20 protein-coding genes, 1 tRNA gene and 1 other annotated feature are annotated in these 23,798 nt (G+C 45.6%); all 21 genes read left to right on the top strand.

Annotated features, from left to right (window positions below; genetic code table 11):
* Positions 1 to 910 (top strand): RpnC/YadD family protein (locus tag OCV77_RS11320; RefSeq protein ID WP_262575185.1); only part of this gene is annotated, 910 nt, incomplete at its 5' end.
* A gap of 84 nt (positions 911 to 994) precedes the next feature.
* Positions 995 to 1,254: a binding site (T-box leader), on the top strand.
* 246 nt (positions 1,255 to 1,500) lie between these two features.
* Positions 1,501 to 3,498 carry a 2-isopropylmalate synthase gene (locus OCV77_RS11315; protein WP_262575183.1) on the top strand — a complete coding sequence of 666 codons (1,998 nt, stop codon included), beginning with the start codon at positions 1,501 to 1,503 and terminating at the stop codon, positions 3,496 to 3,498.
* A 401-nt stretch (positions 3,499 to 3,899) separates the two neighbouring features.
* Entirely contained in the window at positions 3,900 to 4,292 is a 393-nt protein-coding gene (locus tag OCV77_RS11310) for a zinc-ribbon domain-containing protein (protein WP_262575182.1), read from the top strand.
* Positions 4,293 to 4,306: 14 nt separating this feature from the next.
* Positions 4,307 to 5,146 (top strand): DUF5685 family protein, encoded by an 840-nt coding sequence (locus OCV77_RS11305; protein ID WP_262575181.1) that lies wholly within the window; start codon positions 4,307 to 4,309, stop codon positions 5,144 to 5,146.
* A complete protein-coding gene (locus OCV77_RS11300; RefSeq protein WP_262575180.1) occupies positions 5,143 to 5,889 on the top strand; it encodes a J domain-containing protein in 747 nt (248 codons plus the stop codon). Before OCV77_RS11305 ends, OCV77_RS11300 begins: the two co-directional genes overlap by 4 nt.
* A gap of 214 nt (positions 5,890 to 6,103) precedes the next feature.
* Positions 6,104 to 6,802 (top strand): gamma-glutamyl-gamma-aminobutyrate hydrolase family protein, encoded by a 699-nt coding sequence (locus OCV77_RS11295; protein WP_262575178.1) that lies wholly within the window; start codon positions 6,104 to 6,106, stop codon positions 6,800 to 6,802.
* 88 nt (positions 6,803 to 6,890) lie between these two features.
* A complete protein-coding gene (locus OCV77_RS11290) occupies positions 6,891 to 7,769 on the top strand; it encodes a transporter substrate-binding domain-containing protein (protein WP_262575176.1) in 879 nt (292 codons plus the stop codon).
* Between the two features lie 23 nt (positions 7,770 to 7,792).
* A complete protein-coding gene (locus OCV77_RS11285) occupies positions 7,793 to 8,473 on the top strand; it encodes an amino acid ABC transporter permease (RefSeq protein ID WP_118798857.1) in 681 nt (226 codons plus the stop codon).
* Entirely contained in the window at positions 8,457 to 9,203 is a 747-nt protein-coding gene (locus tag OCV77_RS11280; RefSeq protein ID WP_118798858.1) for an amino acid ABC transporter ATP-binding protein, read from the top strand. Before OCV77_RS11285 ends, OCV77_RS11280 begins: the two co-directional genes overlap by 17 nt.
* Positions 9,204 to 9,220: 17 nt before the next feature.
* The gene (locus OCV77_RS11275; protein ID WP_262575174.1) at positions 9,221 to 9,832 is read left to right on the top strand and encodes a cytidylate kinase-like family protein; all 612 of its coding nucleotides are present in this window, start codon (positions 9,221 to 9,223) and stop codon (positions 9,830 to 9,832) included.
* Positions 9,833 to 9,945: 113 nt separating this feature from the next.
* Positions 9,946 to 10,019, top strand: a tRNA-Arg gene (locus OCV77_RS11270).
* 291 nt (positions 10,020 to 10,310) lie between these two features.
* Positions 10,311 to 11,660: a substrate-binding domain-containing protein gene (locus tag OCV77_RS11265; RefSeq protein ID WP_262575172.1), complete on the top strand. Its 1,350-nt coding sequence runs from the start codon at positions 10,311 to 10,313 to the stop codon at positions 11,658 to 11,660.
* 82 nt (positions 11,661 to 11,742) lie between these two features.
* Complete coding sequence (locus OCV77_RS11260; RefSeq protein ID WP_118798861.1) at positions 11,743 to 13,251, top strand: sugar ABC transporter ATP-binding protein; 1,509 nt, start codon at positions 11,743 to 11,745, stop codon at positions 13,249 to 13,251.
* A gap of 17 nt (positions 13,252 to 13,268) precedes the next feature.
* The gene (locus OCV77_RS11255) at positions 13,269 to 14,921 is read left to right on the top strand and encodes a galactose/methyl galactoside ABC transporter permease MglC (protein ID WP_262575171.1); all 1,653 of its coding nucleotides are present in this window, start codon (positions 13,269 to 13,271) and stop codon (positions 14,919 to 14,921) included.
* Positions 14,922 to 15,090: 169 nt separating this feature from the next.
* Positions 15,091 to 16,695: a response regulator gene (locus OCV77_RS11250; protein ID WP_262575169.1), complete on the top strand. Its 1,605-nt coding sequence runs from the start codon at positions 15,091 to 15,093 to the stop codon at positions 16,693 to 16,695.
* 2 nt (positions 16,696 to 16,697) lie between these two features.
* Entirely contained in the window at positions 16,698 to 18,521 is a 1,824-nt protein-coding gene (locus OCV77_RS11245) for a cache domain-containing sensor histidine kinase (RefSeq protein WP_317246635.1), read from the top strand.
* Positions 18,518 to 19,498, top strand: a complete 981-nt coding sequence (locus OCV77_RS11240) for a substrate-binding domain-containing protein (RefSeq protein WP_262575168.1) — start codon at positions 18,518 to 18,520, stop codon at positions 19,496 to 19,498. Before OCV77_RS11245 ends, OCV77_RS11240 begins: the two co-directional genes overlap by 4 nt.
* Positions 19,499 to 19,550: 52 nt before the next feature.
* Positions 19,551 to 20,594 (top strand): galactose ABC transporter substrate-binding protein, encoded by a 1,044-nt coding sequence (locus tag OCV77_RS11235; protein ID WP_262575167.1) that lies wholly within the window; start codon positions 19,551 to 19,553, stop codon positions 20,592 to 20,594.
* The gene (locus OCV77_RS11230; protein ID WP_262575166.1) at positions 20,595 to 21,215 is read left to right on the top strand and encodes a DUF6553 family protein; all 621 of its coding nucleotides are present in this window, start codon (positions 20,595 to 20,597) and stop codon (positions 21,213 to 21,215) included.
* A 26-nt stretch (positions 21,216 to 21,241) separates the two neighbouring features.
* On the top strand, positions 21,242 to 22,057 hold the full coding sequence (locus OCV77_RS11225) for a pyridoxamine kinase (protein ID WP_262575165.1): 816 nt from the start codon (positions 21,242 to 21,244) through the stop codon (positions 22,055 to 22,057).
* Positions 22,058 to 22,144: 87 nt separating this feature from the next.
* The gene (cls, locus tag OCV77_RS11220; protein ID WP_262575164.1) at positions 22,145 to 23,695 is read left to right on the top strand and encodes a cardiolipin synthase; all 1,551 of its coding nucleotides are present in this window, start codon (positions 22,145 to 22,147) and stop codon (positions 23,693 to 23,695) included.
* The last annotated feature ends 103 nt before the right edge of the window (positions 23,696 to 23,798 follow it).

Genomic DNA, 23,798 nt, shown 5'->3' with positions numbered 1-23,798 from the left:
GGAGGAAAAGCAGCCAGGAAAGCCACTGCAAAAAGGAACGGAGATCATCCGTGATGTGAAAATGAGGTACCGTTCAGGGATGATCCTGCAGGTGCTGGCAGTAGAAAACCAAAGCTACATAGACTATGGCATGCCGGTTAGGTGCATGGGCTATGATGCTGCAGAGTACAGCAGACAGCTGAAGGAGAGAAAGCAGGAACGGAGGCTTCTTGGAAGGCATAAGGAAGAATCTGAGGAAGAATTGAAAACCACCATGGATGAGAAGCTTTCAGGAATCCTGAGATCAGACAGGCTGCATCCGGTTTATACGATCTGCCTCTACAGCGGGGAGGAACCATGGGACGGGCCAAGGAAGCTGTCGGATATGATGGAGTTTGATCCAGAAGAATCAGTTCGATCATTGTTTAAGGATTATCCACTGACATTATTTTGTATCAACGAACAGAAAGGGTTTGAAGAGTTCCATTCCGGCTTAAAGCAGCTGTTCCGTGCGATGAACTGCCGAAAGGATAAAGAGAAGATGTCAGAGCTGATGAAAAATGAAGCTTATGCTCATCTGAGCAAAGAAACCTGGGAAGCGATAGCAGTCATGACAGACAATGCAGCAATGCTTCAGAAGAAGGATTTATATAAGACCATAAATGGGGAAGAGGAGGAATACAACATGTGCCAGGCATTGGAAGAATTATTGGAAGAGAGAGAAAGCATGGGAGAAAAAAGAGGCAGAAGAGAGGGCAGAAATGAAGGAAGAAATGAAGGCAATTTAGAAAAGACAAAAATTGTAGTCCGTAATCTTCTGCGAATGGGATTTTCTGTAGATGATATCTGTAAAGCTGCTGAATGTGCCCCTGCACTGGTGGAAGAAATGCAGCAATGCTTCAGAGGAGGTGAGAAGAAATCAAAATATTAAAATAAATCAAGGATTTTGATAAAATAACCACTTGATAAGATCAAGAAACTATGATACTATTTAATCTGTCATCAGAAATGATGATGAAATGCAAAGAAGAGGAATAGTAACCCTACGCTGGAAAGCAGAGAACTGCCGGTTGGTGCGAGACAGTCAGAAGCAGAAGGAGAACTCACCTTGGAGCAGCTGACTGAAGGCCGATGAGTGTGATGCATGGCTGTGTAGGTTCAGACGGGATCCTGCCGTAGAAGAGGGAAGGACATATCCTGATCAGGAACGTGTCTGATGAGAGCATGGAATACCATGAAGTAGAGTGGTACCGCGTAAGATTTTACGTCTCTACAGAAATGCGGAATGCATTCTGTAGAGATTTTTTATGTCATTAGGAAATTACTCCGTAATGTTCCAATGACATAAAAAACCCTCCGGGCAGGATCGCACTGCGGCGGAAGGGTAGATGTCGCATGGAGCGACCCGCCGCAGGCGGAGAATCCTGCAAGCAGAATTCTTTTTTATGTCAGACAGACACAGAAAACGGACTGTGACAGGACGAAAGCAAGCTGAGAGAAAATGGAAGTGAGGAGAAAAATATGAATATTGCAAAGAAATATGGAAAATCTTATTTTATGCCCCCTGTAGTCACCTATGACTGGGTGAAAAAGGATACCATTGATAAGGCACCGATCTGGTGCAGCGTGGATCTGAGAGACGGTAATCAGGCGCTGATCGAGCCCATGAATCTTGAGGAAAAGATTCAGTTTTTCCAGATGCTTGTGGATATTGGCTTTAAGGAGATCGAGGTGGGATTTCCGGCAGCTTCCGATACCGAGTACAGCTTTATGCGGGCGCTGATCGAGCGGAATATGATTCCTGATGATGTAACTGTACAGGTGCTGACACAGGCCAGGGAGCATATTATCAAGAGAACCTTCGAGGCGGTCAAGGGTGCACCCCATGCAGTAGTCCACCTTTACAATTCTACCTCTGTGGCACAGAGAGAGCAGGTATTCCGTAAGAGCAGGGAAGAGGTAAAGCAGCTTGCCGTTGATGGTGCCAAATTGTTAAAGCAGCTTGCTGATGAAACAGACGGAAACTTTACTTTTGAATATAGTCCGGAGAGCTTTCCTGGAACAGAAGTTGATTATGCACTGGAAGTATGCAATGCGGTTCTAGATGTATGGCAGCCGACGGAAGATAATAAGGCGATCATTAATATCCCGACTACTGTGCAGATCGCAATGCCCCATGTGTTTGCCTGCCAGATCGAGTACTTCCATAAAAATCTGAAATATAGAAATGCTGTCACATTAAGCGTGCATCCCCACAATGACAGGGGCTGCGGCGTCAGTGACGCGGAGCTTGGTGTGCTGGCCGGTGCAGACAGGGTGGAGGGTACTCTGTTTGGCAATGGAGAAAGAACTGGAAATGTGGATATCATTACCCTTGCCATGAACATGGTGTGTCACGGGGTGGATCCTCATCTTGATTTCTCACACCTTGCAAAGATCAGGGAGAACTATGAGCGCCTGACAGGAATGCGTGTTTATGAAAGGGCACCTTATGCAGGAGATCTTGTATTTACTGCATTCTCCGGTTCTCATCAGGATGCGATCTCCAAGGGTATGACATGGTGGAACGAAGGCAGGAGCAATGGCAAATGGGATGTGCCTTATCTGCCGATCGATCCGGAGGATATTGGAAGAGAGTATGAATCTGATGTTATCCGTATTAACAGCCAGTCCGGAAAGGGTGGTATTGCCTATATCCTTAAGCATAATTTTGGTATTGCACTGCCTGATAAGATGAAGGAAGAGGTTGGTTACCTGATGAAGGGAGTTTCTGACAGGAAGCACAGTGAGCTGGCACCGGCAGATATTTACAGGATCTTTGAGGACAGCTATGTGGATCAGAGAGAGATCTTTGACGTTCCTGAGTGTCATTTCAGACAGACACCGGATGGAATTACTGCTGAAGTGACTATAGAGCAGAATAAAGAAAGAAGAGTCATTGAGACATCAGGTAATGGACGCCTTGACGCAGTCAGCAATGCGATCAAGCTTTACTTTGGCATCAGCTATGAGCTTTCTGTTTATGAGGAAAATGCGATTTCCAGGGGATCCTCCTCCAAGGCAGCAGCCTATGTGGGTATCATGAAGGATGGAAAAATGTACTGGGGCGTTGGTATTGATGAGGATATCATCAAGAGCTCCATCGCCGCACTGGTATCAGCCGGAAATAAGCTGACACAGAGTGAAAATATCCGCGAAGGCAGAGAAGAACGCATTGTGGACATCATGAACTATTTGAAGAACCATTACAAGGATGTGACACTGGATGAGCTCGCAGACAATTTCAATCTTTCCAAGCCTTACCTTTCCAAGTATATTAAGGAAAATGCAGGCATCACCTTCCAGGAGGCAGTAAAGCAGGCCAGGATGAAAAAGGCGCGGGCCATGCTGAAGGAGTCCAATAAGACCGTAGAAAGCATTGCAGCGTCTGTAGGGTATGAAAATGTAGAGCATTTCAACAGGCTGTTCAAGAAATCCTATGGCATGACACCGGTACAGTTCCGCAGAGAGAGCCGTTAAGGATCCGGAATAGGAAAATAAGCAGGAAAAATAAGAATTTTGACAGTTGAAAAAACAGTATGGTTCATGTACAATAAAAGAGGCGTAAGTATAGTAGCAGGAAAGGATGATGGGTATGGAATTCTTTTTACTGGCCGGTGGTCTTTTGATCGTGATCATAGCTGTTGTGATAGCTGTAGTATCTTCTGTTGTTTCTGCAGTTGCGGCAGAGCAGGATGAAGAAGCAGAGCAGTAAGACCTGAGCGTAAATGGATGATAGAAGAGGGCAGGAGAGATTCTGAGCCCTCTTTTTTATACTTTTTTTAGATTCCTTTATATTGCGTTAATTGATTTCCGATATATGAGGGAGTAAAATAAAAACAGTTTTATTGAAAATCTAAAGAGTCGGAAGGGGTAATTCCATGAGAGAAAAAATATATCGTTTTATGATGGGCAGGTACGGAAATGACAGGTTTAACAGATTTTTGACGATTCTTTCCGTGGTCTTTCTGATTCTTTCCATGTTCCGGATTCCTTTTGTTTATATATTGGCACTTGTATGCCTTGGTTATGCCTGGTTTCGGATGATGTCGAAGAATACCTATAAGCGGAGCCTTGAAAACAATAAATATATGCAGTATGAATATAAGATAAAACAGTGGTTTTCCAAGATAAAGTGGAGATTCCAGCAGTCAAAGACGCATCATATTTACAAGTGTCCGTCCTGTAAACAGAAGATCAGAGTGCCGCGCGGAAAAGGAAAAATCGAGATCCGCTGTCCCAAATGCGGACAGACCTTTATCAAAAAGAGCTGATCAGGAGAGAAAAGATGTTTGGATATATCATTATTAATAAGGGGGAAATGAAGTTCAGGGAATTTGATGTATATCATTCCTATTATTGCGGCCTGTGTCAGACACTGAAGGATAAATACGGCCTTGCCGGGCAGGCAGCCCTGACCTATGATATGACATTTCTGGTAATGCTTCTGACAAGTCTGTATGAACCGGAGATCATGGAAGAGAAAAGAAGCTGTCTGATCCATCCTTTTGAAAAGCATCTGATCAGGAGAAGCAGCTATACGGAGTACGGGGCAGATATGAATGTCCTGTTTGCAGAGTACAAGTGCAAGGATGACTGGACGGATGACAGAAAGCTGTGGAAGCTGGCTTATGGCAAGCTTCTGAAAGGCGCCTGTAGGAAGGCAGAATCAGATAATCAGGAGAAAATAAGGCGGATTGACAACCTGATGCATAAGCTTTCCATAGAAGAAAAAAAGAACAATCAGAATATAGATGAAATGGCTGGGATCTTTGGTGAGATCATGGGTGAGATCTTTGCAGTCAGGAAAGATGAGTGGGAGGAATCCCTGAGGATCATAGGGACATATCTGGGAAAATATATTTATCTGCTGGATGCTTATGAGGATATAGAGGAAGATTTTCAGAGAAAGCGATATAATCCATTGAAAAAGGCATGTGAGAATCCTGATTTTGATGAGGAGATCAAGACGATCCTGACGATGATGATGGCAACCTGCTCCAGGGAATTTGAAAAACTGCCAATTATAGATAATGTAGAGATCCTGAGGAATATCCTGTATTCCGGTGTATGGTACCGATATGAGGCGGTAAGGGATGCAAGAGAGAAGAGAAAGGCACAGGGATGAGAGATCCGTATCAGGTCCTCGGCGTCAGCAGAAGTGCGACAGAGGAGGAAATAAAAAAAGCATATAAGGCATTAAGCCGCAGGTATCATCCGGATGCCAATATCAATAATCCAAACAAGGATCAGGCGGAGGAGAAATTCAAGGAGATCCAGCAGGCCTATCAGCAGATCATGAAGGAAAGAACCTCAGGGTATGGCTACGGCAGTGCAGGAAGCAGTACCGGCTCCTATGGAGGCTCGTCCTATGGCGGCTATGGGGATTTTGGAGGCTTCGGCGGTTTCGAGGATTTTTTCGGAGGTGCTTTCCAGGGGCGCGGCTACAGCGGCAGCTCTACCGGCTATGAGGAGGATAACTACATCCGGGCAGCCGGAAACTATGTCAGAAATGGTTATTATAAAGAAGCAAGGAATGTACTGGATGGTATGGAAGAGGATAAGAGGAATGCCAGATGGTATTATTACAGCGCACTGGCGCATGCGGGTCTCGGTAATCAGGTATCTGCACTGGAACATGCAAGAAAAGCGTCATCCATGGAGCCGTCTAATGCAGATTACAGAAATCTTGTCAATCAGTTTGAAAATGGCGGCAGCTGGTATCAGCAGAAGCAGTATACCTATGGACAGCCATATTCTGTGGGAAACGGCCTGTGTATGAAGCTCTGCATAGCGAATCTGCTCTGTAATCTTTGCTGCGGAGGTGGAGGATTGTGCTGTGGGGGCAATCCCTATGGGAGATTTTATTAAGTTGCAGAGTTGAGGTGCCTGGTAATTCTACGCTTGCATCTGCACCTGCAAAAAACTCTTGAAATCAACAGTTATATATGATAATCTTTTAACAGACAAAGGGGTCTTTGGGTTTTTGCCCCTTTTTCTTTGTATACAGGGATACACCCAAAAGAAAATGGCAGCGCTTTTGGGGAATGAAGACCAAAGGCCTGCAGTAGGAGATGATATATCAATGAAAAAGGTAATTGGTCTGATACCCTTATATGATGAAGAAAAGGACAGCTGCTGGATGCTCCCGGGCTATATGAAGGTGATAGAGGCCTGTGGTGCCCTGCCGGTCATGCTGCCCCTGACAGTGAATCAGGAAGAACTGGATCAGTGCTTTTCCATGTGTGATGGGTTGCTTTTCACCGGGGGACATGATGTGGATCCGGCTCTTTACGGAGAAGAGAAGCTTCCTGAATGCGGACAGTGCTGTCATGAAAGGGATGTGATGGAATCCTATCTGTTTGATAAGGCAGTGAAGGAGGATCTTCCTGTATTCGGGATCTGCCGTGGGATTCAATTTATGAATGCCAGGCTTGGAGGAAGCCTTTATCAGGATCTGGAAACCCAGCATCCATCAGGAACAGAGCATCATATGACACCACCCTATGACAGAGGGATCCATAAGGTGACAATAAGGGATGGGTCACTTCTGGCTGATATCATCGGTGCAGGAGAACACAGAGTGAACAGCTATCACCATCAGGCAGTGAAGGATCTGGCACCTGTGGCTGAGGCAATGGCATATTCAGAGGATGGTCTTGTGGAGGCACTCCGTTTGCCGGATAAGAAATTTATAGTTGGCGTACAGTGGCATCCGGAATTTGCCTACGAAAAGGATCCGGAGTGTCTGAAGCTGGTGCAGGCCTTTGTGGATGCCTGCTAAGAGTGATCCTGCTGCGGCGAGAAGCCGCTTAAGGATAGATCACATGGGGACGCAAGCCTCATGATTCATAAAAAGGAGGAGAATTATTATGAAGAAGAAAACACTTGCACTTATTATGGCAGCAGCCATGGTAATGGGTCTTACTGCATGTGGCAGCGCAGCTGACACCACAACAGAGACCACAGAAACAACAGAAACAGCAGAGGAAACAACAGAAGCGGCAGACGATGCAGCTGCAGCTGAGGAAACGGCTGAGACAACAGAGGAAAGCACAGATACAGCTTCTTCTGACAAGGTATGGGTCGTAGCAACAGATACAGCCTTCAAACCCTTTGAGTACACAGATGATAAGGGTGACTTCGTAGGAATTGATATGGATATTCTTGATGCAGTAGCTAAGGATCAGGGCTTCCAGTATGAAGTGCAGGTTCTTGGATGGGATGCTTCTATCGCAGCATGTCAGGCAGGACAGGCAGATGGTATGATCGCCGGTGCTTCCATTACTGACGAACGTAAAGAATCCGGATGGATCTTCTCTGATGGATATTATGATGCAAATCAGAGCATGGCTGTAGCAGCTGGTTCTGATATCAAGGGCTTTGAGGATCTGAATGGCAAGTCTGTTGCAGTTAAGACAGCTTCCATGAGTGCAACCTATGCAGAGAGCCTTGCAGACAAGTATGGCTTTACTGTTACCTACTTTGAGGATTCACCGACCATGTACCAGGCAGTTGTTGGCGGACAGGTTGCAGCATGCTTCGATGATACACCGATCATGGCAAGCAATATCAAGGATACCGGTATTGGTATGGAAATCGTTGATGGTACAGGAAATGATCCTGCAGCATACGGCTTTGCTATTTTCAACAAGGACAATCAGGAGCTGATCGATATGTTCAATGCCGGTCTTGCAAATATCAAGGCAGATGGAACATATGATGAAATTATTGCTAAATATTTAGGTTAATTCAGTTAAAAGGGTGAGACACTATGCTTAAAATTATTACTGTCTACGGGAATATGCTGTTGGTGGCAATGGGGAGAACCCTGCTGCTGGCATTCCTTGGTTTAGCTTTTGCATGTATTCTGGGAATGTTTTTCGGACTTCTCAGTGTAGTGAAAAATAAGGTATGTAATATCATTGCACAGGTTTTTGTATTCGTGATACGTGGTGTGCCGATGATCGTACTGGCATTTTTCATTTATTTTGGTATTCCCTATCTGATCAATACGATCATGGGAGTGGGCGGAGGCTTTACCTTATCTGCTCTGCAGGCAGGAACAGCGTGTCTTGCCCTGAACTGTGGCGCCTATATGGCTGAGATCATCCGTGCCGGTATCCAGTCCGTGGATATCGGCCAGATGGAAGCCGGAAGGAGTCTCGGGCTTCCTTACTGGAAGACTATGAGAAAGATCATTCTTCCCCAGGCGATCCGGACGATGATCCCGAGTATCATCAATCAGTTTATCATTACGGTTAAGGATACCTCTATTTTGTCTGTTATTGGTTTCCCGGAGCTTGTTCTGGCAGCCAAGCAGGTGCAGGCAAATACATTCAAGGCATTTGAAACATGGGCAATCGTAGGTGTTATGTACCTGATCGTTATCACGGCGCTTTCCTATATTGCCAAGCTGGTAGAGAGGAGGATGAACCGTGGGATCAACAGATAAAAAGGTAAAGATCAGCGTTAAAAAGCTGAGAAAGTGCTTTGATGACCTGGAAGTGCTTAAGGATATTTCCACAGAGGTTTATGAAGGAGAGGTAGTTGTCATACTTGGTCCTTCAGGCTCCGGCAAATCTACATTCCTGCGCTGTCTGAATCGTCTGGAGGATGCAACAGCAGGCACGATTATCGTAGATGATGTGGATATTACAGCAAAAAAGGTCAATATGAACAAGGTGCGTGAGAACATCGGCATGGTGTTCCAGCACTTTAACCTGTTTAATAACATGAATGTTCTGGACAATCTGATGCTTGCACCGTTAGAGCTGAAAAAGGCTGACAAAAAGGAGGCTGAAGAGCGTGCCAGGGCAATGCTTAAGAGAGTAGATCTGCTGGAAAAGGCAGATGCTTATCCGTCACAGCTTTCCGGTGGACAGAAGCAGCGTGTGGCAATTGCAAGGGCTCTGTGTATGCAGCCTGATATCATGCTCTTCGATGAGCCGACCTCGGCGCTGGATCCGGAAATGGTAGGTGAAGTACTGGCTGTTATGAAGCAGCTTGCAGCTGATGGCATGACGATGATCATTGTTACACATGAGATTGGATTTGCACGAGAGGTTGCTGACAGGGTTATCTTCATGGATGGCGGCTATATTGTCGAAGAAGGAACACCAAAGGAAGTGATCCTGAATCCGAAGGAGCCAAGAACGATCAGCTTCTTAAATAAGGTGCTGTAGGTCACAGGGAGGAAAAGATGGAAAAGTATGCGATTACGATTTCAAGACAGTTTGCATCCATGGGAAGAACTATTGCACAGGAATTGGCAGAGCAGCTTCATATAGAATTCCTGGACAGGGACATCGTAGATGAAACAGCCAAGCGTATGAATGCCACTGTACGGCAGATCAGTAAGGAGGAAGAGGGCATCAGCTCCAAATTTTCCTATCGTATGTACCCGCTTGGACTTGGCGTGCCGGCGGTGAAGGATGAACTGTTTAAGGTACAGCAAAGTATCATCCAGGACTTCGCTAAGAAGGAATCCTGTATTATCGTAGGGAGATGTGGCGGTTACTGTCTGCGGAATGAAGAGCGGTTGCTGAAGGTTTATATTTATGCTTCATATGATGTGCGCCTGAAGAACTGCACCAAGCGCCTTGGCATGACGGAGAAGGAAGCAGTAAAGACAATTTCTGAGGTAGATAAGGCAAGAGAGGTTTATCATAAGAGATATATCCCCGGATTCCAGAATGCAACACTGGACAGCGATATCTGCATTAACAGTGGAGCCTACAGTGCCAAAGAAGTGGCGACATTGATCAGGAAGGCTGCCGAAGCTAAGTTTGGTGTAGAGAGTCTGACTGAGTAGAAAATGTAACATACCGCAGACTGAAAATTTGTCTAAATTGCCTGAAAGCACTTGACAAAAGCCTGGTGATATAATAGAATATCTTTTGTTGTCGGATATGATGACAGATAAATGTGCGTTTAGCTCAGCTGGATAGAGCGTTTGGCTACGGACCAAAAGGTCGGGGGTTCGAATCCTCTAACGCACGTGCTTAAAGAAGGTCGAAATTCCTTGAAAAACAAGGGTTTCGACTTTTTTTGTGCTCAAATTCACCTCAGTTTTATTTGGTTTGATCTGTAAGTTGTTACAAAAGACAAAGACATTAATGAAACAGATAAAGGAGAATCTGTACAGTATATGGATACATATACCTGCATAAGAATACAAAATGCACAAAATTTTAAAGGTTCATATAAAAATTTTCTATGTAAATCTTCCCCTTTCGAAAATATAATAAGGACAGTTAATAACGAACAGACTTCAAAGGAGGAAGTAAATTATGAAAAGAAGTAAATTATTATCCCTGCTTTTAGTAGGAGCACTCTCTGCCTCACTGGTAGCATGCGGTTCTGCATCAGGCAGTACATCGGGCGATACAGCAAACAGTGCATCAACTGAAACCACAGACAGTGCATCAACTGAAACCACAGACAGTGCGTCAAGCGAGACCACAGACAGCACTGGTGGTGAAAACAGCAAGAAGCCTCTGGTATGGTTTAACCGTCAGCCCTCTAACAGCTCAACAGGAGAGCTGGATATGACAGCCTTGAATTTTAATGAGAATACATACTATGTTGGATTCGATGCAAATCAGGGAGCAGAGCTCCAGGGACAGATGGTACTTGATTACATCAAGGCCAATGCTGCTACCATCGACCGTAACGGTGACGGAGTGATCGGTTATATCCTTGCAATCGGTGATATCGGACATAACGATTCTATCGCACGTACCCGTGGTGTCCGTTCTGCACTTGGAACCGGTGTTGATGCTTCTGGAGTAATCGATGCTTCTCCTGTAGGAACCAATGCAGACGGTTCTGCAACCGTTGTTCAGGATGCAACACTTGATATCGATGGAAAAACATACACCATCCGTGAGCTTGCATCACAGGAAATGAAGAACTCTGCAGGTGCTACATGGGATGCAGCTACTGCAGGTAATGCGATCGGAACCTGGTCCGCATCCTTTGGTGATGATATTGATGTTGTAGTATCCAATAACGATGGTATGGGAATGTCCATGTTCAATGCCTGGGCAAAGGATAACAAGGTACCGACCTTCGGCTATGACGCAAACAGTGATGCAGTTGCTGCAATTGCAGAAGGATACGGTGGAACCATTTCCCAGCATGCAGATGTACAGGCTTATCTGACACTGAGAGTTCTGAGAAATGCCCTGGACGGAGTAGATGTTAATACTGGTATCGGTACAGCAGATGCAGCAGGCAACGTACTTGAGGAAGGCGTAGATTACAGATACAGTGCAGAAGAAAGATCCTACTATGCATTAAATATTGCGGTAACAGCTGATAACTATCAGGATTTCATGGATTCCACCAAGGTATATGCTAAGGTTGCCAATCAGTTGGATGCTTCTACAAGCCCGGCAAAAAAGGTATGGTTAAATATTTACAATGCTTCTGATAACTTCTTAAGCTCAACCTACCAGCCGCTGCTTCAGAACTATGATGATCTGATGAACTTAACTGTTGATTACATTGGTGGTGATGGCCAGACAGAATCTAATATTACCAACCGTCTTGGCAATCCCGGAGAATATGATGCGTTCGCAATCAATATGGTTAAAACAGACAATGCAACATCTTATACATCTCTCCTTCAGCAGTAAGATGACAGAGATTTCTTGTTAGCAAAAGGTCTGAGGGTGTCGGGGCCTCCTGGCACCCTCTTTTTCTAAAAGGAGTAAGGATATGGCAGAAGATAAGAAGGATATCATCTTGTCGATCCGCGGCATGAGCAAATCATTCGGAAGAAATAAGGTTTTAAAGCATATTGACCTGGATGTGAAGAAGGGCTCGATAATGGGTCTTATGGGTGAGAATGGTGCCGGTAAGTCGACGATGATGAAATGTCTTTTTGGTACGTATCAGAAAGACGAGGGCACAATAATTCTGGATGGAAAAGAAATAAACTTCACCGGACCCAAGGATGCTTTGGAAAACGGTGTGGCAATGGTTCATCAGGAATTGAACCAGTGCCTGGAAAGAAATGTGATCGATAATCTGTTCCTTGGCCGCTACCCAAAGAATTCCTTAGGGGTGGTAGATGAAGGAAGAATGAAAAAAGAGGCTTCCGATTTGTTCCGTAATCTTGGGATCACGGTAAATCTTTCGCAGCCAATGAAAAAAATGTCTGTTTCAAAGAGACAGATGTGCGAAATTGCAAAGGCAATTTCCTATAACTCCAAGGTAATTGTTCTGGATGAGCCAACCTCCTCCCTTACCGCGCCGGAGGTTGAAAAGTTATTTAAGATGATGAGACAGCTTCGGGAACAGGGAATCTCGCTGATTTATATTTCTCATAAGATGGATGAGGTTTTTGAGATTTGTGATCAGATTTCTGTTCTTCGTGACGGTGCACTGGTAATGACCAAGAACTGTAAGGATACCAATATGAATGAATTGATTTCCGCTATGGTTGGACGGTCACTGGATAACCGTTTCCCACCGGTAGATAATACACCGGGTGAGGTGGTTTTAAAGGTAGAGCATTTATCTACCAAATATGCACCTAAGCTTCAGGATATAAGCTTTGATGTGAAAAAGGGAGAAATATTTGGTCTGTATGGTCTGGTCGGTGCAGGACGTACAGAGCTTCTTGAAACTATATTTGGTATTCGTACAAGAGCAGCAGGACGTGTTTATTATAATGACAAGCTGATGAATTTCAGCTCCTCCAAGGATGCGATGGAGCATGGATTTGCACTGATCACAGAGGAACGTAAGGCAGACGGACTGTTCACAAAGATGGATATTACCTTTAATACCACTATCGCCAATATGAAGCAGTATAAGTCCGGGATCGCCTTGTCACATGATGAAATGGTCAGGGCAACTGCAGATGAAATCCGTATCATGCGTACGAAATGTATGGGACCGGAGGATATGATCGCGAATCTGTCCGGCGGAAATCAGCAGAAAGCGATATTTGGCAGATGGCTGGAACGTTCGCCAAACATTTTTATGATGGATGATCCTACAAGAGGCATCGATGTCGGTGCCAAGTATGAGATATATGAACTGATTATCGGCATGGCAAAGAAGGGGAAAACCATTATCGTGGTTTCTTCGGAAATGCCGGAAATTCTCGGAATCACGAACCGGATCGGTGTAATGTCTAACGGACATCTGGCCGGGATCGTAAATACCAGGGAAACCAATCAGGAAGAACTTCTTAGACTTAGTGCAAAGTATTTGTAGAAAGGAGTACAGGAGCTATGGCAAATGACAGAAAATATCTTTCGGCAGAGGAAGAAGCAGAGCTTTTACAGCCGATTGACGAATATATTGATACGATACAAAAAAAGATTGATGCTCTGCGTGTAGATGGTTCTGATAAGGTGCAGGCATTGAAAACGCATATTGCCCTGACGAAGGAAGACAAAAACTATACAAAAGAGGAGCGGGCTGCGATCATCCGGAAGGATCAGGAAGCACTTGTAAAGGCAAAGGAAACGGAGGCTGCAAACAAGGATGAGGTTTCCAGGCTGATCAAGGAGGCAGAGGCTTATCTTGCCGCTCATTTTAATAAGGATTATTACGAAAAGGTAGCAGCGAGCTGTGAAGCCCAGAAGGAAGAGGAAAATGCAGAATATGCGAAGATCCGCGGACAGCTGAAGGCCGAGCATGAGCATACGCTTTCCGGACTGACGGACAGGCAGGAGATCAAGGACGAAAAGTATGTATATAAGAACCGTCTGTATGATGCCCAGATGGTGCATGAATCAAAGCTTCAGGAGATCAAGGACAGAAGGCATGAAGCATATGTGCACAAGTATCATCTGATCGATCTGCTCCGTATGTCGAAATTCACCTTTTTACAGAAAAAGGCACAGAGCTTTGAAAACTACAAATACACCTTCAATACCTCACAGTTTTTGTATAAGAACGGGCTCTATATCGTCATTATCATGATCTTTATTGCCCTTTGTATTATTACTCCGATGGTAAAAAACACACAGCTTCTGACGATGTCCAATATCCTGAATATTCTTCAGCAGGCATCACCCCGTATATTCCTGGCACTTGGAGTAGCCGGACTGATCCTGTTAACCGGTACGGATCTTTCCGTAGGACGAATGGTTGGTCTTGGTATGGTAACGGCAACCATTATTATGCACAACGGAGTCAATACAGGCGGGGTATTCGGCCATATCTTTGATTTTACAGGAATTCCAGCACCGGCACGTGCACTTCTTGCACTGGTTGTCTGCGTGATCCTGACAACAGGCTTTGCATCCATTGCGGGATTCTTTATGGCAAGGTTCAAGATGCATCCGTTTATTTCAACCATGGCAAACATGCTGATCATCTTCGGACTGGTAACGTATGCTACAAAGGGTGTGTCCTTCGGTGCTATTGATTCTGCTATCCCGGCGATTTTCATACCAAGGATCGGGAAATTCCCGACCATCATCCTCTGGGCAGTTGTTGCAGTTATAGTTGTGTGGTTTATCTGGAATAAGACAACCTTCGGTAAGAATCTGTATGCAGTCGGCGGAAACCCGGAAGCGGCAGCTGTATCCGGTATCTCCGTATTTGCAGTAACCATGGGAGCATTTATCCTTGCAGGTATTCTTTATGGCTTTGGCTCATGGCTGGAATGTAACCGTATGATCGGTTCCGGCAGTGCTGCCTATGGACAGGGATGGGATATGGACGCCATTGCCGCCTGCGTTGTTGGTGGTGTATCCTTTACGGGTGGTATCGGTAAGATTTCCGGTGTTGTAACCGGTGTGCTGATCTTTACTGCACTTACATATTCTCTCACGATCCTGGGTATTGATACAAACCTTCAGTTTATATTCGAAGGTATCATCATCCTGGCAGCTGTTACGCTTGATTGTCTGAAGTATGTAAAGAAGAAATAAACGAAGCCAAAAGGCAGGGAGAAGTAACCGGCATTGCAGAAGCCATGCATTGCAAAATTCACTGGATTTATAGTGGGAAATTTATGAAAAAAAGAGTATAATAAAAAAGGTGGCACGGATTTATGATTCAGTGAATCCGTGCCATTTTGCAACGATATGGAGGGTACAGATGCTGACATATAAAGTACTTCTTGTAGATGATGAAGAAGAAGTTATGGATGTAATTGAACACAGGATATGCTGGAAGCAGATGGGGTTTGAAGTGGTCGGAAAGGCTCAGAATGGGGTAAAGGCACTGGAAATATCAGAGAAAATGCAGCCGGATGTTGTGATCACGGATATTAAAATGCCCTATATGGATGGATTGGAGCTCGCGCGTAATCTGAAGCAGGATAATCCGGATGTGCGGATTCTGATACTTACAGGATTCGATGAATTTGAATATGCCAAGGAAGCCGTACATCTTGAAATCGAGGAATATATCCTGAAGCCGGTTAATGCCAATGAGCTTTCGGATTGCCTGAAACGATTAAAGGATGCCCTTGATAAGGAGCGGGAAGAAAAACTGAATATCAGGAAGCTGGAGCAGTACTATACTGACTCCCTGCCGGTATTGCAGACGAACTTTTTCTGTTCGCTGATTGAAGGGCGGATCACGGAGGGCGAGATCCGTAAATTCATGGGTGCTTACCGGATTTCCCTGCCGGGACCATACTTTTGCTGTGCCGTGCTGCACATTTCAGAAAATCATGTTCCGGATAACATGACACCGCTCCTTCTGTCCGTATCAGTACAGAGAGAAGCACAGGAACGGTTTCAGGGAAAGTGGGACTGCAGATATTTTACATACCTTGGAAACATTGTTATGCTGGTGAATCTTGAGGGAGAGAGCGGAATTACGAGGCTGACGGATGAGTGTGACCGTTTCTGCAAGTGGGCAGACCGCTTCTTCGGCGCGGTTGTAACCATAGGGATCGGGAAGGCATGTGAGGATTTACCGTCTCTTCGTTATTCCTACGAGGGGGCAAGGGAAGCTGTTTCCTACCGTGTGATCTACGGAGCCGGCCGTTCAATTAATATAGCGGACATTGCGCCCAAGGGACAGGAGCTTTCCATGCAGCCGGAGGATATTGATATGAACGGCGTATTTAAGGCGATCCATATCGGTGTACGTGAAGATATCGAGCGGGCAGTGCTTTCTCTTGTCGGTGAGCTTAAGGATAATGCAAAAACCATTACGCAGCATAATTTTACGGTTATGGAGATTGTCGGACATTTGTACCGCTTCTGCGGAAATAATTATATGAAATTTGAAGAACATACTGGTGAAATCCGGAATGCCTATGAGGAGATCCCGAGAATGGATAAGGCAGCATTGTCGGCATGGCTTGTAGGTGTGGCATTGTCGATCAGTGACGAGCTGAAAAATGCCAGAAATTCCTCACTTCGTTATCTGATCTCGGAGGCAAAAAATATTGTTCGCGATCGTTATGGGGATGCCGGGTTATCTCTGGATACGGTGTGCTCGGGTCTTGGTGTATCGAATTCCTATTTTTCTTCTGTCTTTAAGAAGGAAGCCGGTATCCCGTTTATCACGTATCTGACAGATTACAGGATGCAGCAGGCGGTCCGCCTGATCCTGGAAACAAATGAAAAAAGCTATGAAATTGCAGAGCATGTCGGATATGAGGATGCCAACTATTTCAGCTATGTTTTTAAGCGTAAATATGGAATGTCACCTTCCAAATACCGCACGGAGCATATAGGAAAATAAGTATGATGAAGAAAAAAAGAAAAGTGTCGGATATTCAGTCGGTCATCATGACGGTGCTTTCCCTGATGACCGTGATCACATCGGTATCCATGGGATTATTGCTTTATAACCGGTATGAAACTGCCATGCGCCAGAACGATGTCCGGGATGCGCAGAATCTGATGGAAACTATTGCAAATTCCATGGAACAGTATCTGAAGAATATGAGACAGATTTCTGATACCGTTAATTATAATATCATACAGGCATTTGATGTATCCAGTCCGGAGTTCAATCAGCAGCTCAGCCTTCTTTATGATTTAAATAAGGACAAGATACAGAGTATTGCGCTTTATGATATGGACGGGGAGCTGCTTGGGGCAGAGCCTGTTACGCTCCAGAAGGAGGGGGTAGAGGTCAGCAGGCAGTCCTGGTTTGAGAATGCGAAGGAAAAAATTGAAAATATGCATTTTTCAACACCTCATATGCAGGATCTGTTTCAGGATGATGCAAAGCGGTATCACTGGGTGATCTCCCTGAGCCGTGCAGTGGAAGTGATTGACGGAGACAGTCCGGAAAATGGGATCCTGCTGGTGGATATGAAGTATTCCTTTATAGAGGAAATGATGGATCAGATTAATGACAGAAGCAGAGGGCGATATTATTATCTGTGTGACAGGGAAGGAAAGCTGATCTATCATCCGTATGCCAACGAGATCAGTAACGGCCTGTTTCAGGAAAATTCCGGTCTGGCAAGCTGTAGTGAGGACGGCATATACAGAAATCTGCGTAGTCCGCATGGAGAGAAGCAGACTATAATAGTCAATACCATTTCCTATACCGGATGGAAGCTGGTGGGTGTTGTCATGCCTGATATCCGGACAGACAGCCTTGAAAAATTCCGGATTTATATGATCACTATTGTGATCATGCTGATCATGATGCTGCTTGTTGTTAACCGTATCGTGTCAAAAAGGATCTCCAGTCCGATCCTGAAGCTGGATGCTTCTGTAACGGCATACGAAGCGGGAGAAAAGCCGGATATTTACATCGGAGGCTCTTACGAGATCAGGCATCTGGGAGATTCTGTCCAGAAATCATATGAAGAGATTGAACGGCTGATGAAGGAAATTGTGGAACAGCAGAATGAGCGCAGAAAGAGTGAGCTGGCAGTGCTGCAAAGCCAGATTAATCCGCATTTCCTTTATAATACACTGGAATCCATTACCTGGATGATTGAGGGAAACCGGAATCAGGATGCGGTTTTCATGATCTCAGAGCTGGCACAGCTTTTCCGGATCAGTCTGTCAAGGGGAAAGACAATTATCCGGATCGGAGACGAGCTGCAGCATTGCAGAAATTACATGAATATTCAAAAATACCGTTACAGGGAACGGTTTGTAACCGAATATGATGTTTCCGAGGAGATTTATCCGTTCTGTACGGTAAAGCTTATCCTGCAGCCGATTCTGGAAAATGCCATATATTATGGAGTCGGGGATATGGACGAGGATGACCATCCCAGAATTCTTGTAAGAGGCTTTAAGAAGGATGAGGATATTTATCTGATGGTTTCCGACAATGGAATGGGAATGCGGCGTGAGGATGTGGAAAATATTCTGACGGATAATCAGAAGGTGCCAAAGCATGGCTCTGGAGTAGGGCTTATTAATGTACACACCCGTATACAGCTGATGTTTGGAGCCGGATATGGACTCGCGGTAGAAAGCGAGCCGGATGAAGGAACTACGGTTACCATTCACCTGCCGGCTATACCGTATACCAAAGAAAACTGTGAGCTGCTGGAAACACCGGGAAAACCATCCAGAAATGAAGGTGAAGCATGAAAAGAACCAAAATGACGTTTCTATTGTCGGAAATCTGTCTCCTCATAATGCTGCTGCTTTGCATGCATCTGATTTTTTCTGATGAAAAGCCGCAGAAGAGGGTGGCGGTCATCGTTGAAAAATCCGGCGATGAAAAATGGGATTCTTTTATTAACGGTCTTAAGCAGGCAGCGGAGATCAGGAATATCCATCTGATCATCTGCAATACTGATGAAATTGAAGATGCACAGGAAGAGAAGAGCCTGATCTGCGAGCAGCTGGATAATCAGGTGGATGCCTTTATCATACAGGCGGCGCCCGGGAAGGATACCGGGGGGATGCTTCGGGAAATCCGGTCACAGAAGCCGGTGCTGCTGGTTGCCAATGATGTACTTAAGGAACAGGAGAACGGGAACAATCCGCCGCAGTATCAGGAGCTTCCGGTCGTGATGCCGGATAATTACAGTATGGGCTATGCACTGGGAGAGGATCTGCGAAGCAGGAATGATATCCGTGGGAAAAAAATCGGAATTGTAAGTGGATTTGAGGAAACGGAGTGCAGCAGAGAGCGTGAAGAGGGGGTATTGGAGGCTCTTTCGGACAGTGGCTGCGAAATCCAGTTCCATATTTATACAACCTATGACATGGCGGTTACGGAGAAGCTCAGACAGGAGAGGACGGTTGATTATCTGATCGTGCTTGAAACAGGTGCACTGGAGCAGATTGCAGGGATGTATGCACAGGAAAGCGAGGACCGTCCTGGGATTTATGGAATCGGGAACAGTATCAGGTGTGTGTACTATCTGGATGAAGCTGTGGTAGAGGGGCTGGTTGCTGCAGATGGATATGATATGGGATATCAAAGCGTCCTGGAAATCTCCGGAGCACTGGGGAATCAGCTGTATGCCATGAAAAACCGGGAAACGGATTATCGTCTGCTGCATAAGGAGGATATTTTCAGGGAAGAGGTGCAGCAGTTTCTCCATACATATGATTAGGCATATGGAAGAGAGGGGGTAGCAGGTATATTGTATGGAAAGGGAGGTTGTCATGAAGAGTAAGTGGAGCATATTTGTGCTGGCCTGCTGGGTACTGTTGTGTCTGACAGGATGCGGCGGCAATCTGGAAACACAAAGGAGCGTTCTCAGGGTCGGAGTAGTACTTTATACACAGGACGACCCTTTTATCAATGCGCTCACGGACTGCCTGAGAGAGGATCTGGAGGAATATGAGACGGATTCCCTGAAAATAATCATGACAGTGCGGGACGGCAAGAACGACCAGAGACTCCAGGATGAGGTGGTAGAGGAAATACTTGATGCAGGCTGTGATATCCTTGTGGTCGATCTGGTGGACCGGACGGAGCCCTCAAATATCATTAAAATGGCCAAAAAGGAAAACATACCGGTTATTTTTTTCAATCGTGAACCGGTACTGGAGGATCTGATGCAATGGGACAGGCTGTATTATGTAGGTGGAGATGCGAAACAGTCCGGTACGATGCAGGGAGAAATTGCGGCAGAGGTGATACGTGCTGATCCGGCAGTGGATCGTAATGCGGATGGAAAGATCCAGTATGTTCTTCTTGAGGGCGAAACCGGGCATCAGGATGCGATCATACGGACGGACAGTGTGGTAAAAACCCTTCAGGAACAGGGGATCACGCTGGAGAAGCTCAGCTACCAGTTTGCCAACTGGAACCGTGGACAGGCTGAAAACAAAATGACCCAGCTTATTCACCTCTATGGGGATGAGATCGAGCTGGTATTATCCAATAATGATGAGATGGCGATAGGTGCGGTTGCTGCATATGAAGCATCCGGATATCAGAAGGAGGATCGTCCGGTCATTTTCGGGATAGATGGATTGGACAGTGCCCTTTCGGCTATCCAGAACAATTCGATCCAGGGGACTGTTTATAATGACAAAGAGGGACAGGCCGGACAGATTTCGCGTCTGGCAATGGATCTGTTCCTGGACAGGGAGCCTGAGGACTACGATTTTGAAAATGAACGGTATATTTTCCTGCCGTACCAAAAGGTTACGGCTGCCAATGTAGAAGAGTTTCTGCACAGTAAAGAAGAAGTGCAGTAAATGGTAAAGAGAACCCGCCGGAAGGCGGCTGTTTATCAGCGGAAAGGAGAGAGGGACATGGAGGATTGGCTTAAAAGTTTTTATACACAGACGGATCCGGTAAAGAGACAGCAGCTGCTTTTGGAAAATGTAACGGAAAAGGAAGCAGATCAGCTGCGAAAACAGCTCTTCGAAGCAAGATATGGTAAGGGAAAGCCACGGAAGGATGCGTTTATGGGCTGCCTGATGAATCTGAAATACATTGTGGAGAGCGGAGGCATGGACTGGGGCGGCAGGAAGAAAAAGCTTGCGGTGGAAGTCATTCACGACTTGGGAATATTCGAATTTGAACAAAAAACAGAAACCGAACAGGAGCTTATCCGCCAGGAGCTTAAGAATACGTGCAGAACCTATATTGAGGTCAGCACCAGTGGACGTGGCTTTACCTCTGTTATCTTTGGGATGGGACAGCTATCGGACGAAGGGATTGCCGGGAAGATCGCAGAGCAGCTGAGCCGGCTGGCATTTGATGCACCGCACATTCTCCGGATGGAAAAAGAATTTGAGCCGCTGCAGAGGGCTGCAGTCGAGGCTTTCCGCGAGATTTACCCGGATCGTGAACATTTTTTGAAAAAAAGGTAATTTGAAAGGAGCTGAGATAACAGTTTATGCAGAAGAAAATTGCAGCGATTAATGATTTGTCCGGTTATGGGAGGTGCTCGCTCATGGTAGCGATTCCTGTGATCTCCCATATGAGGCTTCAGTGCTGTCCGGTGCCCACATCTATACTGTCCAATCATACAGGATATCCGGAATATTTTTTTGACGATTATACGGAAAAGCTTCCGGCATATCTGGAAATGTGGAAGAAGCTGGATCTGAAATTTGATGGGATCGTGTCCGGATTTCTTGGCTCTGCACAGCAGATTGGGATGGTAGAGACTTTTATCAAAACCTTTCGCAAAGAAGATACCATTGTGGTTGTTGACCCTGTGATGGGGGACCACGGCTCAATCAGCAGTGTCTATACAGAGGAAATGTGCCTGTTAATGCGTAAACTGGTATCTCTTGCCGATATTGTGACACCAAACCTGACCGAAGGATGCAGATTAACTGATGTGCCCTACCGTGACCATGGATGGACACGGAAGGAGCTGTTTGGGATGGCAGAGAGCCTGACAGATTACGGCCCACAGAAAGTAGTGATCACAGGAATCCCACAGGGAGAGTTCATTGCCAACTTCATGTATGAAAAGGGCAGAGAACCCAGGATGATCAGAACACACCGTGTTTTCGAGGAGCGCTGCGGTACCGGGGATCTGTTTGCATCCATTATCGCGGCAGATGCGGTAAACGGGGTGGAATTCGGACAGTCCGTGCGCAGAGCCTGCCGGTTCATTAAGAAGTGTATGATCAAAACAGCAGAGCTGCAGATTGAGCCGAAAAACGGCGTGTGCTTTGAGGAGCTTCTGCATCTGCTGTAGCATAGTCTGGTAATGCTTGCCATAAACAGCTAAAATGGTGTATGCTAAACAGGTATTAGAAATGTTACAATGGAAAGGACATAGTCTATGAAGCGTTTTATCAATTGTGCTTTTAAGATCATATTCAGCCGTACCCTGTTTATCATTCTGATGATCCTGGTACAGCTTGCAGTGCTTTGCTTTGGGTTTACCAAGCTGGGAGAGAGCTTTTCCTATATCACGGAGGGAATGAGCCTTCTGGGGGCATTGCTTGTTATTTTTATTGTAAACAGAGATGGCGCACCGGAATTTAAAATGACATGGTGTATTCTGATATGCCTTTTGCCGGTATTCGGCGCATTGATCTATCTCTTTGTAGAGCTGAATCTGGGCGGGATCGGTCTGAAGGCCAGGACTTACGTAAGACTGAAGGAAACGGAAGGACTACTGTTTGCCACGGAGCGCACGAAGAAGGCGGTAGCAGGGAGCCAGGCGGATTTCAGAGGCTTTGCCCGTTATATGGAGGGAACCGTGGGCTTTCCGGCATACCAGGGCTCGGAAGCCGTATATTATCCGTCTGGGGAAGACAAATTTAAGGATCTGCTGAAAGAGCTGCAAAAGGCGGAGAGGTTCATTTTCCTTGAGTATTTTATCATGGAAAGAGGTATCATGTGGAATGCCATACTGGATATCCTGAAGGAAAAGGTAAAGCAGGGTGTGGAGGTCAGGGTCATGTATGACGGCATGTGCTCGATCATGCTTCTGCCCTACGGATACCCAAGTGAGCTGGAGAAATACGGGATCAAGGCCAAGATGTTTGCTCCGATCAGACCGTTCCTTTCTACAAATCAGAATAACAGAGACCACAGAAAGATCGTGGTGATTGACGGAAAAGTTGCATTTACCGGAGGAGTCAATCTGGCAGATGAATATATTAATGAGAAAGAGGTATATGGATACTGGAAAGACACAGCTGTCAAGATCACGGGGGAGGCAGTCAGAAGCTTTACTGTGATGTATCTGCAGATGTGGCATGTATCAGAGAACGGTGCAGCTGATGAATATGAGAAGTATCTGCAGAATATAGTGTTTGATAAGCCGCTAAAGGATGACGGCTTTGTCATTCCTTATGGAGAGATGCCGACAGTTCCGACAGAGGTGGCGAAAACGGTTTATGAATCTCTCTTTAATACGGCTAAAAAGTATGTCCATGTGATGACACCCTATTTCATTGTGGAGCAGGAATTTTTTGACACTATGCGTTATGCGGCGCAGCGTGGGGTGGAAGTGAAGATGATCCTGCCGCATATACCGGATAAGAAGATTGTGTACTACATTGCAAGGAACTATTATCCAAAGCTTCTGGAGGCAGGCATTCAGGTGTATGAGTATACGCCCGGTTTTGTCCATGCCAAGGTATTCTCCGTGGATGGCAGCAGTGCTACGGTTGGTACGATCAACCTGGATTACAGAAGCTTTTATCACCATTTTGAATGTGGCTGCTATTTTTATGACAGTAGTGTCATACAGGATATTGAGGCCGATTTCCAGAGAACATTGGAGGATTGTCAGGAAGTAACGATGGAATATTATAAGAAGCTGCCACTGTATCAGAAGCTGATCGGTACACTGTTCAAGCTGATTGCACCGCTGATGTAAAGCTGTCAGGCAGCCCGGTGGACAGCAGAGATAAGCAGCTGTCTGCAAGGCAGAAGCTGAATATGGAAATGAAAAGAGGATCGCCGCGGCGATCCTCTTTTCT

This window comes from Suilimivivens aceti (assembly GCF_025567405.1).
In the GTDB taxonomy this organism is placed as follows: domain Bacteria; phylum Bacillota; class Clostridia; order Lachnospirales; family Lachnospiraceae; genus Suilimivivens; species Suilimivivens aceti.
This window is presented reverse-complemented; position numbering and strand designations above follow the sequence as displayed.